The organism is Halostagnicola sp. A56, from assembly GCF_000691505.1.
Taxonomy (GTDB): Archaea; Halobacteriota; Halobacteria; order Halobacteriales; family Natrialbaceae; genus Halostagnicola.
This window is the reverse complement of sequence record NZ_JMIP02000013.1, coordinates 15,646-30,022: the sequence shown is the minus strand read 5'-3', so window position 1 is coordinate 30,022 and position 14,377 is coordinate 15,646. Positions and strand designations below refer to the sequence as shown.

The following is a 14,377-nucleotide window of genomic DNA, read 5'->3' as shown; positions in this document are numbered from 1 at the left end:
CGGCAACAGACGCGCAATTATCAACTTTCAAGCCCCACCCGGGCATCGATATCTATAATGTTCGATCCTGACGATCTCGAGACGATCCGCGAGGAGCGCGACGCGTGGGAGGAGTCGACGGTCGAGCCCGTGGTCGAGCGATTCGGGGAACGAAAGGAGACGTTCACGACCGACACGGGCGGGCAGGAAGTCGACCGGCTCTACACGCCGGAGGACGTCGCCGACCTCAATTATCAGGAGGACCTCGGCTATCCGGGCGAGCCGCCGTATACGCGCGGCGTCTACTCGACCGGCCACCGGGGACGCCTCTGGACGATGCGACAGTACGCGGGCTTCTCGACGCCGGAGGACACCAACGAGCGCTACCACTACCTGCTCGAGCAGGGCCAGACCGGGCTCTCGATGGCCTTCGACCTGCCGACCCAGATGGGCTACGACTCGGACGCCGCCATGGCCGCGGGGGAGGTCGGCAAAGCCGGCGTGGCGATCGATTCGATCGACGACATGCTCACCGTCTTCGACGGGATTCCACTCAACGAGGTGAGCACGTCGATGACGATCAACGCGCCCGCGTCCGTCCTGCTGGCTATGTACATCGCGGTCGGCGACCGGCAGGGCGTCGATCGCTCGGAGCTCCGGGGGACGATCCAGAACGACCTGCTCAAGGAGTACATCGCCCGAAACACCTACATTTACCCGCCGGAGCCGTCGATGCGGATCATCACGGACATCTTCGAGTTCTGCGCCGCCGAGACGCCGAAGTTCAACACCATCTCGATCTCAGGCTATCACATCCGCGAGGCGGGTGCGACCGCCGCCCAGGAACTCGCGTTCACGCTCGGCGACGGACTCGAGTACGTCGAGGCGGCCATCGACGCCGGTCTCGATGTCGACGACTTCGCGCCACAGCTTTCCTTTTTCTTCAACGGCCACAACAACATCTTCGAGGAGGTGGCGAAGTTCCGGGCCGCTCGGCGCATGTGGCACGATATCATGGACGAGCGGTTCGATCCCGACGATCCGAAATCAAAGCAGCTCAAGTTCCACACCCAGACCGCGGGCTCGATGCTCACCGCCCAGCAGATCGAGAACAACGTCGTTCGAGTCGCCTACCAGGCGCTCGCCGCGGTTCTGGGCGGCACCCAGAGCCTCCACACGAACGGGAAAGACGAGGCGCTGGCGCTCCCGACCGAAGAGTCCGTTCGAACCGCGTTGCGGACCCAGCAGATCCTCGCCCACGAGTCGGGGGCGGCGGATACGATCGATCCGCTCGCGGGCAGTTACTACGTCGAATCGCTTACCGACGAGGTCGAATCCGAAGCCTACGACATCCTAGAGGAGGTCGACGAGCGCGGCGGGATGCTCGAGGCGGTCGAACAGCAGTGGGTCCAGCGTCAGATCCAGGACACGGCGTTCGACCGACAGCGCGAAATCGAGGAGAAAGAGCGGATCATCGTCGGCGTCAACGAGTTCGAAGTCGACGAAGAGCCAGCGATGGACGTCGAGGAGGTCACCGAAGAAGACGAGCGCCGGAAGGTCGAGGGTCTCGAGACGACCCGCGCCGACCGAGACGAGGCCGCGGTCGAGGAAACGCTCGAGGCGCTTCGCGGGGCGGCAAACGGCGACGAGAACATCATGCCGTACATCATCGACGCCGTCAAATCCTACGCCACCGTCGGCGAAATCTGTAACGTCATGCGCGAGGAGTTCGGCGAGTATCAGGCCGCCGGCGCGGTGTGAACGGTTCGAACCGCCGAGCCAGTTATTCTTCGGTTTCTTCGTTCGCTTGCGCCTCAGCGTCTTCATCGGCCGCCGTTTCGTCCTCGTCTTCGTCCGCTTTTTCGTCTTCTTCCTCGTCGTCAAACGTCGCGCTCGTCGCCGGTTCGAACTCCTCGATCGGTTCCCACTCCTCGTCTTCACCCGACCGGCGACGACGCAGCAACTCGAGTCCGACGACGCCGACAATCAAGAGTCCGAGCCGCAGCAGTCGACTCGAGCCTCCCGTCTCGTCCATCTCCGACTCCATCTCGGCCATCGACTCGCCCGAATCCTCGACTACGTCCTCGAGCGCGTCGGGTGCCTCGACGTCCTCGAGGGGCGTCTCGTCGGTGTCTAACTCGCTGCTGCCCAGGAGGTAGCCGATCGCGACGCCGAGGCCGACCAGGCCGCCCGCCAGCGGGAGCGCCCGCCCTCCCATCGCTCCGGACCCCTCGGACTCCTCGACGGCCTCGAGGATCGGCTCTCGCATCGGCGACTGCATTCCTCTGCTCACCGCTTCCTTGACCAGCAGCGTCGACAACGTGTCGTCTCCGTGTTCCATTTCTGGCATGATCTGGGCGACGAGAGCGCCGTTGATAGTTCTGTCCAACGTTCCGATCGAGTCACGGAACGCGACGAACGGTAGCAATCACGTACTCGAGTCCCGACGCGGATAACCGACGCTTACTCACACAGCGCGTATATCGCGCATCGACGCTTGCCTGCTCGAGGTTCGTCTGCTTGAGTGGCTCGAACCGGACCGCTCAGTCCTCGCGGAGCGTGTGGCAGTGACGACAGCGCGCCTCGTAGGACTCGGCCGCGCCGACGAGGATCGTCGGATCATCGATGTGTGCCGGTTCTCCGTCGACGAGTCGCTGATTCCGCGTCGCGGGCTCGCCACAGACTGCACAGATCGCTCGGAACTTCTCGACGTACTCGGCGACGGCGACCATGTGCGGAAGCGGATCGAACGGCTCACCGCGGAACGTCTGGTCGGTGCCGCTGACGATCACCCGCCGACCGTCGGCCGCGAGTCGCTCGCAGACGTCGACCAGCGAGTTCGGAAAGAAGTTCGCCTCGTCGAACGCGACGACCGCCTCCCCGTTGCACGCCTCGAACACGGCCTCGAGATCGGTTTCGGGGTCGACCGGCGTCGCGTCCCAGCTGCGGCCGTCGTGAGAGCCGATCGTGGTCTCGCCGTATCGGTCGTCGATGGCGGGGGTGAAGGCGACGACCTCCTGTCCGGCGATCTCGGCGCGGCGCAACCGGCGTAGGAGTTCCTCGGTTTTGCCCGAGAACATGCTCCCCGTGATTACCTCGATCCAGCCGCCGTTCGTGATCGCGTGCATCGGTTTCAAGGGGGTAAGCCGTCGTTAAATGGGTTGTTCTTCACGCCGTCCGGACGGTGCTGTCGTTTGTACTGCTCAGCGAGTAATAATGATGCCATAACGAAACCCCAACTATCCGAAGCCGAAGACAGCAATGAGTGTCATCAGTCACCCTGAAGCCCTCGGACGGACGACGAGACAGCGGGTGCGCTGGATGACCGCCGCGGCGTGTTCGACCGCGATCGAGGCCCTCGCCGTTGGCGCGTGGTTTCTGCTCGTTGTCCTCGAGACGCGAACCGCCGCGACGGCACTCGCCGGTGTCGGGATTCTCTTCTGCGGGTCGGTGCTGCGAGCGTCGATTTTCCGCGCGACGGCGAGCGAACGCGGCGACGTCCTCGAGCCGAGTCGACTCTGTACCGCGGTGCTCGTCACCGCCGGTTGGGTGTGCTGGTTGCTCGTGGCGGAGTCGATCGGCGGGGCTCGCGGCGTTCTCACCGCGGGTGTCGTTCTCGTCGTCGCGCTACTCGCTCGATTCGCGCTCGAACGGCGAGTCTTCGACGGAAGACGACCGGACCGCGGGAGATCGGCCGTCTGGTGTCGGTTCGTCCCCGCGGTGCTCGTCGCTGTCGGCGCGAGCGCGTTGCTCTCGTCGGTCTGGTTCGTCGATTGGTCGATCGTCTCCCCGCCGATCTCGCTCGTCTCGAGCCGGTTCGTCCTCCACGTCGAGGCCGTCCAGATCGGGTTCGCGCTGTTCGGACTCGTCACGTTTCTGGCCTATCAACAGCGATTTCGGACCGCTCTCGAAGCGTGAACGCTTGACAACCGGTCCCTGTCGTGATACGACCTCGCGACGGCCGTCTGGCTTCCGAAGTCCAGACGTTCATGTTCCTTCGCGGAGTCTGTAAAGATAGATAATGTCCGAATCGTCCGATACCGACCCGTCGGATACCGGGCCGTCCGGGGCTTCACTTTCCTATCGGAAGATCCTCGAGCGCGAGATGGAAAGCGCGCTCAAGGAGATCAATCGGCCGCCGAACGGGGTCTTTCTCTCGGGGCTGTCCGCGGGGCTCAACCTGAGTTTCGGGGCGATGCTCATGGCGATGGTGCTGACCTATTCCGGCGGGTTCGAATCGCGACTCGTCCAGCAAGCGGCGCTCGGCGGCGTGTCCTCGATCGCGTTCCTGTTCGTCGTCATCGGACAAACGGAGCTGTTTACCGCCCACTCGACGATGGCGATCCTCCCGGTGCTCGACGGGAGAGCGACCCTGCAGGAACTCGGTCGTGTCTGGGGAGTCACGTACGCCTCGAACCTTGTCGGATGCGCGCTGTTTGCCGGACTCATTACGATCGTCGGGCCAGCGCTCGGGATTTTCGACGCGAGCGCGTTCGGCACGTTAGCGACCGCACTGGTCCCCTACCCGGGGTGGGTCATCTTTGCGAGCGCCGTGATCGCCGGTTGGCTCATGGGACTGGTCACGTGGCTCGCGGCGGCCAGTCGGGACACCGTCGGCCGGATCCTGTTCGTGCTCATCGTCACGGCAGTGATCGGGTTTGGTCCCTTTCATCACAGCATTCTCGGCACGACGGAGGTTCTGACGGCGATCCTCCTTGGACAGGGTGTCTCGGTCGGCCAGTTCGCACACTTTCTCGCCTGGACGACGATCGGTAACATCGTCGGCGGGGCCGTGTTCGTCGGACTGTTAAATTACGGGCACGTCGCGCTGGCCGGCGAAAAACAGGACGTCGATTTCGAGGCGGCAAATCAGAACGAGTGATCGGACGAGCCCACGCGAAAACGATCAGGGTAAAATAGTTCAGTCGATCTGAACCAGCCTATCGAAGGCGAACGATCGTTCGATCGTCCCGTTTCTCGATCTGGACGAGGCCGTCGTCAGAAAGGTCCGAAAGGAGGCCTCGAAGCCACTCCCGCCCGTGCTCGCCGCCGGGCGTGTAGTCGATGCGGATTCGATGGCCGAGGGTATCGAGTTCCAGCTCGTCGTGTTCGCCGAGGAGTCGAATCACGCGTCCGCGGAACTGTCGTCGACTCCCCTCGAAACTCGGCTGCGTCGGAACGTCGGGAGCCGTGAAGTCGCCGGTCTGGTAGGCGTGACACCACTCGCGCCACGGACATCCGGCCTCGTCACAGCGGGGCGTCTTTTCGCACGCGACGCCACCGAGTTCCATGATGGCGTTGTTCCAGACTCGCGACCGGCCGTCGGGCATGAGTCGGTTCGCAGCCGCTTCGAACGCATCGTCGTCGTCGGGGATATCGAACGCGCGGTAGACGACTCGCTTTACGTTGGTATCGACGACGGCGTCGCCGGCGTCGAACGCGAAACTCGAGACCGCGTTGGCGGTGTAGGGACCGACGCCCATCAGCTCCTCGAGTTCGTCGGGCGTCTCGGGAAACTCGCCGTCGTACTCGGCTTCGACCTGACAGGCGGCCTCGTGGAGGTACTTCGCCCGGTTGTTGTACCCGAGGCTGTGAGATGTCCAGAAACCGACGACATCGGATCGGTCCGCCGCGGCCAGCGCTTCCGTCGTCGGCCAGCGTTCGAGAAACGCCTCCCAGGCCTCGACGACGCGGCCGAGTTGGGTCTGCTGGCTCATCACCTCGCTGACGAGGATCTCGTAGGCGTCGTCGGTCTCGCGCCACGGGAACGAGCGGTGGTCGTCTGCGTACCACTCGATCAGCGCCGACCGGACGGCCTCGAGGTCTTCTGGAAGCGTCCATGCCGTCTGGCGACCCTGCTCGGCTGGCGCGTCTGTCATCGCCGGGAGTTAGGGAAGCGACGGTTTAGGCGTGGTGATCCGCGCGACCGATGGAACGTCGGACGAGCACGAAAGCCCTATACGACCGACTCGAGTCCACCAGCATGTGACTCTCGACGACCTCAACGACGAGATTACGGAATCGTACTCGAGCCTGGGCGACGAACTCGAGGTGGCGCTCGATCGGGAGACGAGAAACGAACTCGCGCTGCTCGAGACCGCTATGGAGCCCGAATCGACGGACGAACTCGTCCGCCGCGCGATCCACATGCTCTTTCAGACGACGGTCGAAACCGGAAACATCGATTTCCACCTGCGATCGGGATTCGACGTCACCTACGACGAGTACCTCTCGGGGATGACCTTCGACGAGATGACCGGTGCCGACAACTACCCGTCGATGGACGACGAGCGCCGGTACCAGTTCTGAAACCAGTCAGCAACCGATTCGGTAGTCACGCGGCCGGTGCGGGTACGCCCACCCGATCGACGTCACGATAGCGCCGGAGCGATCGTCACGATAGCGTCGACTCGAGGACACTGATCTGCTCGGAATTCCCGAAGTAGGCGGGAGCGTGCTCGTGGAGTTCCGCCGGCGTGCGGTCGAGGATCGAGCCTCGACCGGTCGACGATCGGCCGCCTGCGGTTTCGACGATGTATGCGATCGGGTTGGCTTCGTACTGGAGTCGAAGGTCGCCGTTCGGACTCGAGGTTCGCTCGGGGTAGCCGACCACGCCACCGTCGACGAGTAGATGGGTGATGTCCGCAACCATCGCACCCGTGTACCGGAGTTTGTGTTTTCGATGTAACTCGCTCCAGCAGTCTCGGACGGTCTCCGGCCACTCGTTCGTCGAGCCGGCGAACCCGCAGATGTCGCCCTCGTCGGGGATAACCACGGGACTCGAGTCACGATACGTCCGTCGTCGACGACGTACCGCGTGACCGTCCCGTCGACTGCGACCGTTATCGTCGTGTACGGCCCGTAAAGGAGTACCATGCCGGCGACGAGGTCGCGACCGCTGGCCGGGAGTATCCCGTCGTAAACGCCGACGACGGTTCCGACGATGTTGTTCGAGTCGAGATTCGACGATCCATCGAGTGGGTCGATGGCGACGCTGAACCCGTCACCGACGTCTTCGACGCCTTCGCGTTCTTCGCTCGCGTACGAACCGACCGCCTCGAGGGGGCTCATCCGCTCGCGAAAGAGCCGGTCGATCCCTCGATCGGCGGCCGACTGAACGTCGCCGCTCGGGTTTTCCGTCGCCGTCTTTCCGCGGGCCGTACGCAATTTCTCACGGACGTCGGGGACGCTCGAGACGAGCGCATCGACGATCGGGTCTACCGCCGTCATCGATTACACCCGCTCATCGCGGTTTCTGCCGGCTCGCGGTCCGCTCGGCTGATACGCGGCGCCCGCTACGGTTGTCTCGAGTTCGGCGGCCGTCTCCCCGTTCACGAGAACAACCTCCGAAGACGGGCGAAGAGCCCTTTCGACGGGTCACCGCCGAGCTGTTCGGTGTCGGTATCGGTCCCTCGGGTCGGCGTCGTCTCTTCGTCCGCCGCTGCCGTCCCAGCCCCATCGCCCGTCTCTGCACGGGCGTCGCGGTCGCTCGCCTCGACGGTGCTCGTCTCGCCGCCGTCGGCGAGTTGAACCGCGTCCTTGAGCAGCCCCTCAGCGTCGTTGACGCCGTCCTTGACGGTTCCCTCGACGACGGGCTTGTGATCGAAACGGTCCTGATTGACGGCCGTGTCCGCGGCGATGATAACAGCGTTCGCGTCGTCGATATCGTCGGCCGAGAGCTCGTTTTCGGCACCCATCGCGCCCTGAACCTCGACTTCGATGTCGTGGCCCTGCTCGCGGGCGGTGGTCTCGATGTTCTCCGCTGCCATCTGGCTGTGTGCGATACCGGTCGGACAGGACGTGATTGCGACGAGTTTCATTGGTCGGTGTTACGTTGGATTCGGTCGATAACGTGGTCGTCCTAGTAAACCACGGCCCGTTTTATCTCGATCGGATCAAGGGCGACCACTTCATCCTCCGCTGGGAGCCGCCCGACGACCACGATTCGGACGCGCGGACGGTCCCAGTACCTCGACACGACGAAGTGTCGACAGGGACGCTCAAGAAGATCGGCGAGCAGGCTGGCATGAAAGAGTTCCAACGGTTCTTGGAGTGGCTCGATCGGAACTTGTGACGACCCTCGCACGACAACCGAATCCGAAAAAGAGCGTCTATACCGCAACCAAAACGTAGTGTCCTTCAAGTCGCCGGGATACGTTCCGCAGACTGCGGTGCCCCTCACAATGGCCGGCGGAACGCGCTCGAGGCCCGGACCGACGTTCCAGCATCTCCCCGGGCACACTTACTGACTAAGGTGTAGATACTATAGGAAATCGATCGAGAACTCTCTCCCTTCGAACGCAGCCTTCCCTCGAGACTCAGTCGTCCGTCGGAAGCCCCCGAACCGACTCCTCGCCGATTTCCTCGAGGACGTGCTCGTGAAAGTGCTGCAACGCGGCGCTCTCGTCTTCGGCGAGGACGACGTCGCTCGCAGAGAGCGTCGCGAGGCCGAACGCTCGAGGGGTGGGCGAGTCCAGCAACTGGCGTTCGATCGCCAGTTCGCCGGCGTCGATTCGCGCGATGATGCCCTCGATTTCGGCGACGTTCAGTTTGTCCTCGAGGATCTCGCGGTAGGTCTCCTCGATCACGGCGAACTCCTCGAGATCCTCCGCGAAGCCAAGCAGCATCTCGCTCGAGACCTGCTGTTCGCTGGCCGACTTCTCGTAGCCCTTGTAGCGCTTGAGGATCATCAGGGCTCGCGTCGCGTTGATCCGGAAGTACCGCTGGAGCAGGTCGGTCCCGGAGATGGCGTTCCGGAGGTCCTCGCGCACTTGCTCGGCCTCGAGGTCCGAGACGATTCCCTCGAGGTCGATCTTCCGGTTGAGCGGCATCGACAGGACGAACCCGTTGTCGGCGACGGCGACGCGGACGTTTGCGGTCGCCTCCTGAGCACAGCGGTAGGCGAACAGCCGGGAAAGCCCGTCGTTGACCTTTCGGCCGTAGTTCGAGTGGACGTAGTAGTGGCGTTCGTACTCCTCTCGGTCGCGTTCGACCTCGATGGTGAGCCGGTTCTCGGTGCTCACGCTCTCGGGACCGGCGTACCGAAGCTGGTGGTCGAACAGCCGCGCGATGGCGCGAACGCAGTCGTCTCCCAGGGGGAACTCCCGGAGCCACGCCCGGACCCGCGGCGAACCGCCCTCGGCGTGGTGGGCGAGCAGTTCCCGCTGGAACGCGAGGATCTCGCATCCGAGATCGTAGGATAGTGGCAGGCGCTCGGAGTACCACGAGGGGACGGTCGGGCGGGCGCTCGTCCGATCGGCGTAGACCTTCGAGCCGCGGCGGTACTGGTACTCGAAGTGATCGCCCCCGAGGACGAACACGTCGCCTTTCTCCAAGGTATCGAGGTAGTTCTCGTCGAGTTGGCCGACCCACTCGTCGCTCGCTCTGGTGTGGACGTCGCAGGTAAAGGAGTCCGGAATCGTCCCGATGTTGGTCATGTAGATGACTCGAGCGAGCCGGCCCCGTTTACCGATCAGCGGCTCGCCGACGGGGAACTCCTCGTGGTGGTGCTCGCCGTCGGGCGGGTCGTTCTCGTCCCGCCAGATCTTCGCGTAGACGTTTCGATCCTCCATGCCGGCGTAGTCGGCCGTCAGGTAGCTCATCAGCGCCTCGTACTCGTCCTCGGAGTAGTTTCGGTACGGGTACGCTCGCTCGAGAATCGCCCGAATCTCGCGCTCGGGTCGGATCTCGGCGATCGCCATCCCGTAGACGTGCTGAGCGGCGACGTCCTGTGCATTTTCGGGAATCGACACCGAGTCGACGAAGCCGTCTTCGGCCTTTTTCAACATTACCGCACACTCGAGGAGTTCGTCCCGATCCAACGCGATCACGCGGCCGGTCACGGTCTGGCCGACGCGGTGACCCGCCCGGCCGACCCGCTGGAGGAGCGCGGCGACGGATTTGGGCGATCCGACCTGCACCACGAGGTCGACGTGGGGCATGTCGATCCCCAGCTCGAGGCTGGTCGAAGAGGTGACGACATCTAGTTCGCCGTCCTTGAGCTTTCGTTCGACCTCCTGGCGGACTCCCTTCGAGAGACTGCCGTGATGACAGCCGGAGTTTTCCTCGCCGTACTCGTCGAAGCCCTCCCGCAGGTTGTGGAGCACGCGCTCCGCGCCGGATCGCGTGTTCGTAAACACCAGCGTGTTGGTGTGGTCCTGAATGTGTTCATGAAGCTGCTTGTAAAACCGGCTCTGCACGACGTCTCGAGACGTGTTGATCAGGTCGTCGGTCGGACACTCGAGGCGAAGGTCGAACTCGCGGGCGAATCTGGCGTCGACGATTTCGTAGGGTCGCGGCGCTCGCTCGCCGCCGGCTGCTGATCCTGACTCGATAGCCGATCCAGACTCATCATCGGGTGTCGATTCACTATCGGCATCCGTCGGATCAGACCCGTCCGCCTCCTCGTAGCCGACCAGAAACTCCGCGACGCGAGACAGCGGCTCGATGGTCGCCGAGCAGCCGATTCGGGTGATCTCCGTCTCGCTCATCGCCTCGAGTCGCTCTAAGCTCACCGAGAGGTGCGTGCCGCGCTTGCTCCCCGCGAGCGAGTGGATTTCGTCGACGATGACGTACTCGACGGTTCGAAGCTTTTCGCGGAATTTCGGGGAGTTGAGTAAGATTGCGAGCGTCTCGGGCGTCGTGTTCAGAATGTGGGGCGTCTCCTCGAGCATCTTCTGGCGCGCGCTCGAGCCCGTGTCGCCGTGGCGGATCGCGTGGCGGATCTCGCCCATCGACTCGCCGCGGTCCGCGACGATCTCCTCGATCCCCTCGAGCGGGACCTCGAGGTTCCGGTGGATGTCGTTGGCGAGGGACTTCAGCGGCGAGACGTACAGGCAGTAGACGGAATTGGCTAACCCGTCTTCTTCCTCCCGGTCGCGCTCGAAGAGTTCGTTGATGATCGCGGTAAACGAGGCGAGCGTCTTGCCCGACCCGGTGGGCGCACAGATCAGCGTGTTCGTGCCTTCGTGTATCTTCGGGATCGCGCCCGCCTGCGGCGGCGTGAAGAAGCCGTCGTTCTCGGGAACGTACTCGCCGAACGCCTCGAGCCACCACTCCTGAACGGCCGGCTCGAGCAGGTCGAACACCTCCCGATCGTCGATCTCGACGCTCGAGGGATCGAACGGCAGGTGCTCGTCGTCGACAGGCAGCGCGCTCCCATCCATTGTACGCGTCTGCGGTCCGTGCGGGTAAGAGGGTTTGGCCACCGGACCGGAAGTGAAGTCCCGCCTCTGGGCTGGCCATCGGAAGCGTCGTCGATAGCCGGCTGTCCCGTCCGCAATCTTCAACGGATCGCCCGTCGAAGACCGACCATGATCACAGGCGAGCGAATGGCCGCCGTCGACGAGAACGCGGCGGGGCTTGGCGTCACGCAAAAACAGCTGATGGAGTCGAGCGGCAACGCCGTCGCGAGGGCGGTCCGGGACGCCGCGGAACCGGACTCGGGCGTTACGATCGTCGCCGGGCGCGGCAACAACGGCGGCGATGCGTTCGTCGCCGCCCGGTTTCTCGAGGACTACGACTGCACCACGATTCTGCTCGGCCGGCGTCGGCGATCGGTACCGAGATCGCCCGGGAGAACTGGGACGCGCTCGAGAACGCGGACGCGGACGTGCGAACGGTGACGGATTCGAGCGCGTTCGAACTCCCGAAGTGTGACGTGGTCGTCGACGCGATGCTCGGAACCGGAATCAGCGGCGAGCTTCGGGAACCGGCGGCGACCGCCGCAGGGGCGATCAACGACAGCGACGCGACCGTGATCGCGGTCGACGTTCCCTCCGGGTTCGACGCCGACGCGGCGGTCGACGGCGACGGTGGAGCTCGCGACGCTCACGCCGACAACGGCGTCGAAGCCGACCGCGTCGTCACCTTCCACGACGAAAAGCCCGGCCTCGAGGAGTTCTCGGCCGACGTTACCGTCGCGGACATCGGCATTCCGGCGGCCGCCGAACGCTACGTCGGGCCGGGAGACCTCCGCGCCGCGCGACCCGACGGACGAACGGGTCGGGCGTTCGTCATCGGCGGCGGCCCCTACACCGGGGCTCCGGCGCTGGCCGCCCAGGCCGCCCTCCGGAGCGGGATGGAACTCTCGTTCGTCGCCGCGCCGGAGTCCGTCGGCGGCGAGATCCAGTCCTACGCGGAGGACCTGATCGTCCAGCCCTACGACGGCGACCGGCTGGTTCCCGAGCAGGTCGACGGACTCGTCGAGACCGCAGAGCGCCACGACGACGTGGTGATCCTCGGGCCCGGACTCGGAACCGCCGACGAGACGCTCGAGGCCGCGCGCCAGTTCCTCGAGTCCTACACCGGCCCGGCGGTGATCGATGCCGATGCGCTCGGAGTCGTGCCCGACCTCGAGACCGAGGCGACCCTGGTCTGTACGCCGAATCGTCGGGAACTGGCGCGAATGGGCGGCCCGGAAACGGACGACCTCGCGGCCGCGGCGGACGACCTCGAGGAGTTCGCCGCGGATCTCGGACACGTCGTCCTGGCGAAGGGGGTCGACGACGTGGCGACCGACGGCGAGCGAACCCGAATCTGCCGTGCGGGGACGGCCGGCATGGCCGTCGGTGGAACGGGGGACCTCCTCGCGGGGATCGTCGCCGGCCTGCTCGAGCACGCGGGGCCGCTCGAGGCCGCGACGGCCGGCGCGTACGTCAACGGGCGGGCCGGCGAGCGAGGGGCCGAACGGATGGGACAGGGATTTCTCGCTTCCGATCTGCTCGAGGAGGTTCCAGCAGTGCTTTGGGGCGAGACCGACGAGGACGAGTAACGAATGAGCGACGATCACCCGACGACCACGCCGGGCGAGAACGGCGGGGCGAACAGCGACTCCGACGGCGACGCCGGTCACCTCACCCACACGACCGACGACGGCGACGTGCAGATGGTCGACGTCGGCGACAAGCCCGACACCAGTCGCCGCGCCGTCGCCGCGGGAGAAATTCGTCTCCAGCCCTCGACACTCGAGGCGATCCGCGACGATCGGATCGGGAAAGGCGACGTACTCGCGACGGCCCGAATCGGCGCGATTCAGGCGGTCAAACACACCTGGGAGACGATCCCGATGTGTCACCAGATCCCGATCACGAACGTGGACACCGACTTTTCGCTCGCGGACGACCGCGTGGCGCTCGAGGTCGCCGTCGAAACGACGGGCAAGACCGGCTGCGAGATGGAGGCCCTCGAGGGCGTCACGACCGGGCTCAACGTCGTCTGGGATATGGTCAAAGCCGTCGAGAAAGACGACGACGGCCAGTATCCGGCGACGGGCATCGAGAACGTGCGAGTGCTCGAAAAAGAAAAGCGACCAGCGTCGGAATAACACGTCGAAACGAAGAAAACAGATGACGCTTCAAACGCCGCTCTGTGACGCGCTCGGAATCGAATGGCCAATCCTTCAGGCCCCGATCGGGAGTGCGACGAATCCCGAACTGGCTGCCGCCGTTTCGAACGCCGGTGGACTCGGCCACCTTGCGGTCACCTGGCGGGACCTCGAGGAGACGAGACGGGTGATCCGTCACACTCGCGAGCGGACCGACAACCCGTTCGCAGTCAACCTCGCGCTCGACGACGCGACGACGATTCTCGAGACTGACGACCATCTCGAAGTCGTTCTCGACGAAGGCGTCGATGCCGTCTCCTTCTCGTTTGGCAGTGCTCGAGAGTACGTCGATCGCGTTCACGAGGCAGGCGCGATCGTTTTCCAGACTGTGGGGAGCGCAACGGCCGCACGGGAGGCGGTAACCGCCGGCGTCGATATCGTCGTCACACAGGGTATCGAAGCCGGGGGACACGTCCAGAGCGAGGTCGCAACGACGGTGCTCGTGCCTCGAGTCGCGGATGCGGTCGGGGACAAAGTGCCGATCGTTGCCGCAGGTGGGATCGGCGACGGGCGGGCTATCGCGGCCGTCCTCGGGCTCGGCGCTGACGGCGCGTGGCTCGGAACTCGATTCGTTGCAACCGAGGAGGCGGCGGTTCACGATGACTACCAGCGGTTGCTCTGTGAGAGCGACGAAACCGATACCGCTCTGACGACGCTGTTCGATAAGGGCTGGCCCGGAATGCCACATCGCGTTTTGGAAAACGAAACGACCGAACGATGGAAGCGAGCAGGAGAGCCCCCAACCGGCGAGCGGCCTGGAGAGTCCGAGGTCGTCGCGACCACCGACGCGGGCGAACCGATCGAGCGATACGACGAAGCGCTTGCAACACCGGATGTGGACGGAGACGTTGCGGAGATGGCGCTTTTCGCCGGCCAGAGTGTGGGTCTTACCGACGACGTACAACCTGCCAAAGCGGTCCTTGAGGAACTCGTGGTCGAGGCACGGGGAGCGATTTCACAGTTCCCAAAGCGGAGAGAATAACTGTCTCGTTCAAAGCCGATCGATAATTCGAA

The 14,377-nt window shown here is 64.5% G+C and carries 13 protein-coding genes and 2 pseudogenes; 8 read left to right on the top strand and 7 right to left on the bottom strand.

All coding sequences use genetic code 11. The features are described 5' to 3' along the window. Positions 1 to 57 precede the first annotated feature (57 nt). Positions 58 to 1,740 carry a methylmalonyl-CoA mutase gene (locus tag EL22_RS00865; RefSeq protein ID WP_050049712.1) on the top strand — a complete coding sequence of 561 codons (1,683 nt, stop codon included), beginning with the start codon at positions 58 to 60 and terminating at the stop codon, positions 1,738 to 1,740. A gap of 22 nt (positions 1,741 to 1,762) precedes the next feature. On the opposite strand, the gene EL22_RS00860 is transcribed toward EL22_RS00865, so the two are convergent. Both EL22_RS00860 and EL22_RS00855 read right to left on the bottom strand, forming a co-directional pair. After that, positions 1,763 to 2,329 carry a hypothetical protein gene (locus EL22_RS00860; protein WP_050049873.1) on the bottom strand — a complete coding sequence of 189 codons (567 nt, stop codon included), beginning with the start codon at positions 2,327 to 2,329 and terminating at the stop codon, positions 1,763 to 1,765. Positions 2,330 to 2,522: 193 nt separating this feature from the next. Further along, positions 2,523 to 3,107, bottom strand: coding sequence for a thymidine kinase (locus EL22_RS00855; protein ID WP_050049711.1), 585 nt, complete (start codon positions 3,105 to 3,107; stop codon positions 2,523 to 2,525). A gap of 133 nt (positions 3,108 to 3,240) precedes the next feature. Between EL22_RS00855 and EL22_RS00850 the strand changes: the two genes are divergently transcribed. Both EL22_RS00850 and EL22_RS00845 read left to right on the top strand, forming a co-directional pair. Then, complete coding sequence (locus EL22_RS00850) at positions 3,241 to 3,897, top strand: hypothetical protein (RefSeq protein WP_050049710.1); 657 nt, start codon at positions 3,241 to 3,243, stop codon at positions 3,895 to 3,897. A 103-nt stretch (positions 3,898 to 4,000) separates the two neighbouring features. Beyond that, positions 4,001 to 4,861: a formate/nitrite transporter family protein gene (locus tag EL22_RS00845; RefSeq protein ID WP_050049709.1), complete on the top strand. Its 861-nt coding sequence runs from the start codon at positions 4,001 to 4,003 to the stop codon at positions 4,859 to 4,861. Positions 4,862 to 4,919: 58 nt separating this feature from the next. Here the strand turns inward: EL22_RS00845 and EL22_RS00840 are convergent, their stop codons facing one another. Further along, positions 4,920 to 5,858 (bottom strand): A/G-specific adenine glycosylase, encoded by a 939-nt coding sequence (locus tag EL22_RS00840; protein ID WP_050049708.1) that lies wholly within the window; start codon positions 5,856 to 5,858, stop codon positions 4,920 to 4,922. 106 nt (positions 5,859 to 5,964) lie between these two features. On the opposite strand from EL22_RS00840, the gene EL22_RS00835 reads away from it, so the two are divergent. Continuing rightward, positions 5,965 to 6,288: a hypothetical protein gene (locus EL22_RS00835; RefSeq protein WP_050049707.1), complete on the top strand. Its 324-nt coding sequence runs from the start codon at positions 5,965 to 5,967 to the stop codon at positions 6,286 to 6,288. An 85-nt stretch (positions 6,289 to 6,373) separates the two neighbouring features. On the opposite strand, the gene EL22_RS18345 is transcribed toward EL22_RS00835, so the two are convergent. The 3 genes and pseudogenes from EL22_RS18345 to EL22_RS00825 all read right to left on the bottom strand — a co-directional run bounded on the left by EL22_RS18345 (position 6,374) and on the right by EL22_RS00825 (position 7,799). Further along, positions 6,374 to 6,754: a hypothetical protein gene (locus EL22_RS18345; protein ID WP_231587853.1), complete on the bottom strand. Its 381-nt coding sequence runs from the start codon at positions 6,752 to 6,754 to the stop codon at positions 6,374 to 6,376. Positions 6,755 to 6,840: 86 nt separating this feature from the next. Beyond that, a pseudogene (locus EL22_RS18340) lies at positions 6,841 to 7,209 on the bottom strand (class 1 fructose-bisphosphatase); the annotation flags it as partial. Between the two features lie 101 nt (positions 7,210 to 7,310). Then, complete coding sequence (locus tag EL22_RS00825; protein ID WP_050049706.1) at positions 7,311 to 7,799, bottom strand: PTS fructose transporter subunit IIB; 489 nt, start codon at positions 7,797 to 7,799, stop codon at positions 7,311 to 7,313. A 14-nt stretch (positions 7,800 to 7,813) separates the two neighbouring features. Between EL22_RS00825 and EL22_RS00820 the strand changes: the two genes are divergently transcribed. Further along, the gene (locus tag EL22_RS00820; protein ID WP_231587852.1) at positions 7,814 to 8,053 is read left to right on the top strand and encodes a type II toxin-antitoxin system HicA family toxin; all 240 of its coding nucleotides are present in this window, start codon (positions 7,814 to 7,816) and stop codon (positions 8,051 to 8,053) included. A 244-nt stretch (positions 8,054 to 8,297) separates the two neighbouring features. Here the strand turns inward: EL22_RS00820 and EL22_RS00815 are convergent, their stop codons facing one another. After that, complete coding sequence (locus EL22_RS00815; RefSeq protein ID WP_050049704.1) at positions 8,298 to 11,144, bottom strand: ATP-dependent helicase; 2,847 nt, start codon at positions 11,142 to 11,144, stop codon at positions 8,298 to 8,300. A gap of 147 nt (positions 11,145 to 11,291) precedes the next feature. Here EL22_RS00815 and EL22_RS00810 point away from each other — a divergent pair. From EL22_RS00810 to EL22_RS00800, 3 genes and pseudogenes are all read left to right on the top strand, one after another. Next, positions 11,292 to 12,751 (top strand): annotated as a pseudogene (locus tag EL22_RS00810) (NAD(P)H-hydrate dehydratase). Positions 12,752 to 12,754: 3 nt separating this feature from the next. After that, positions 12,755 to 13,303, top strand: a complete 549-nt coding sequence (gene moaC / locus EL22_RS00805) for a cyclic pyranopterin monophosphate synthase MoaC (protein ID WP_050049703.1) — start codon at positions 12,755 to 12,757, stop codon at positions 13,301 to 13,303. Between the two features lie 22 nt (positions 13,304 to 13,325). Further along, complete coding sequence (locus EL22_RS00800) at positions 13,326 to 14,345, top strand: nitronate monooxygenase family protein (RefSeq protein WP_050049702.1); 1,020 nt, start codon at positions 13,326 to 13,328, stop codon at positions 14,343 to 14,345. Positions 14,346 to 14,377 lie beyond the last annotated feature (32 nt).

What these genes read in the sequence shown, in the direction of transcription:
- EL22_RS00840 (WP_050049708.1), bottom strand. Translation starts at nt 5,858, where the DNA reads ATGACAGACGCGCCAGCCGAGCAGGGTCGCCAGACGGCATGGACGCTT.
- EL22_RS00845 (WP_050049709.1), top strand. Translation starts at nt 4,001, where the DNA reads ATGTCCGAATCGTCCGATACCGACCCGTCGGATACCGGGCCGTCCGGG.
- EL22_RS00855 (WP_050049711.1), bottom strand. Translation starts at nt 3,107, where the DNA reads ATGCACGCGATCACGAACGGCGGCTGGATCGAGGTAATCACGGGGAGC.
- EL22_RS00850 (WP_050049710.1), top strand. Translation starts at nt 3,241, where the DNA reads ATGAGTGTCATCAGTCACCCTGAAGCCCTCGGACGGACGACGAGACAG.
- moaC (WP_050049703.1), top strand. Translation starts at nt 12,755, where the DNA reads ATGAGCGACGATCACCCGACGACCACGCCGGGCGAGAACGGCGGGGCG.
- EL22_RS00825 (WP_050049706.1), bottom strand. Translation starts at nt 7,799, where the DNA reads ATGAAACTCGTCGCAATCACGTCCTGTCCGACCGGTATCGCACACAGC.
- EL22_RS00865 (WP_050049712.1), top strand. Translation starts at nt 58, where the DNA reads ATGTTCGATCCTGACGATCTCGAGACGATCCGCGAGGAGCGCGACGCG.
- EL22_RS00815 (WP_050049704.1), bottom strand. Translation starts at nt 11,144, where the DNA reads ATGGATGGGAGCGCGCTGCCTGTCGACGACGAGCACCTGCCGTTCGAT.
- EL22_RS00800 (WP_050049702.1), top strand. Translation starts at nt 13,326, where the DNA reads ATGACGCTTCAAACGCCGCTCTGTGACGCGCTCGGAATCGAATGGCCA.
- EL22_RS00860 (WP_050049873.1), bottom strand. Translation starts at nt 2,329, where the DNA reads ATGCCAGAAATGGAACACGGAGACGACACGTTGTCGACGCTGCTGGTC.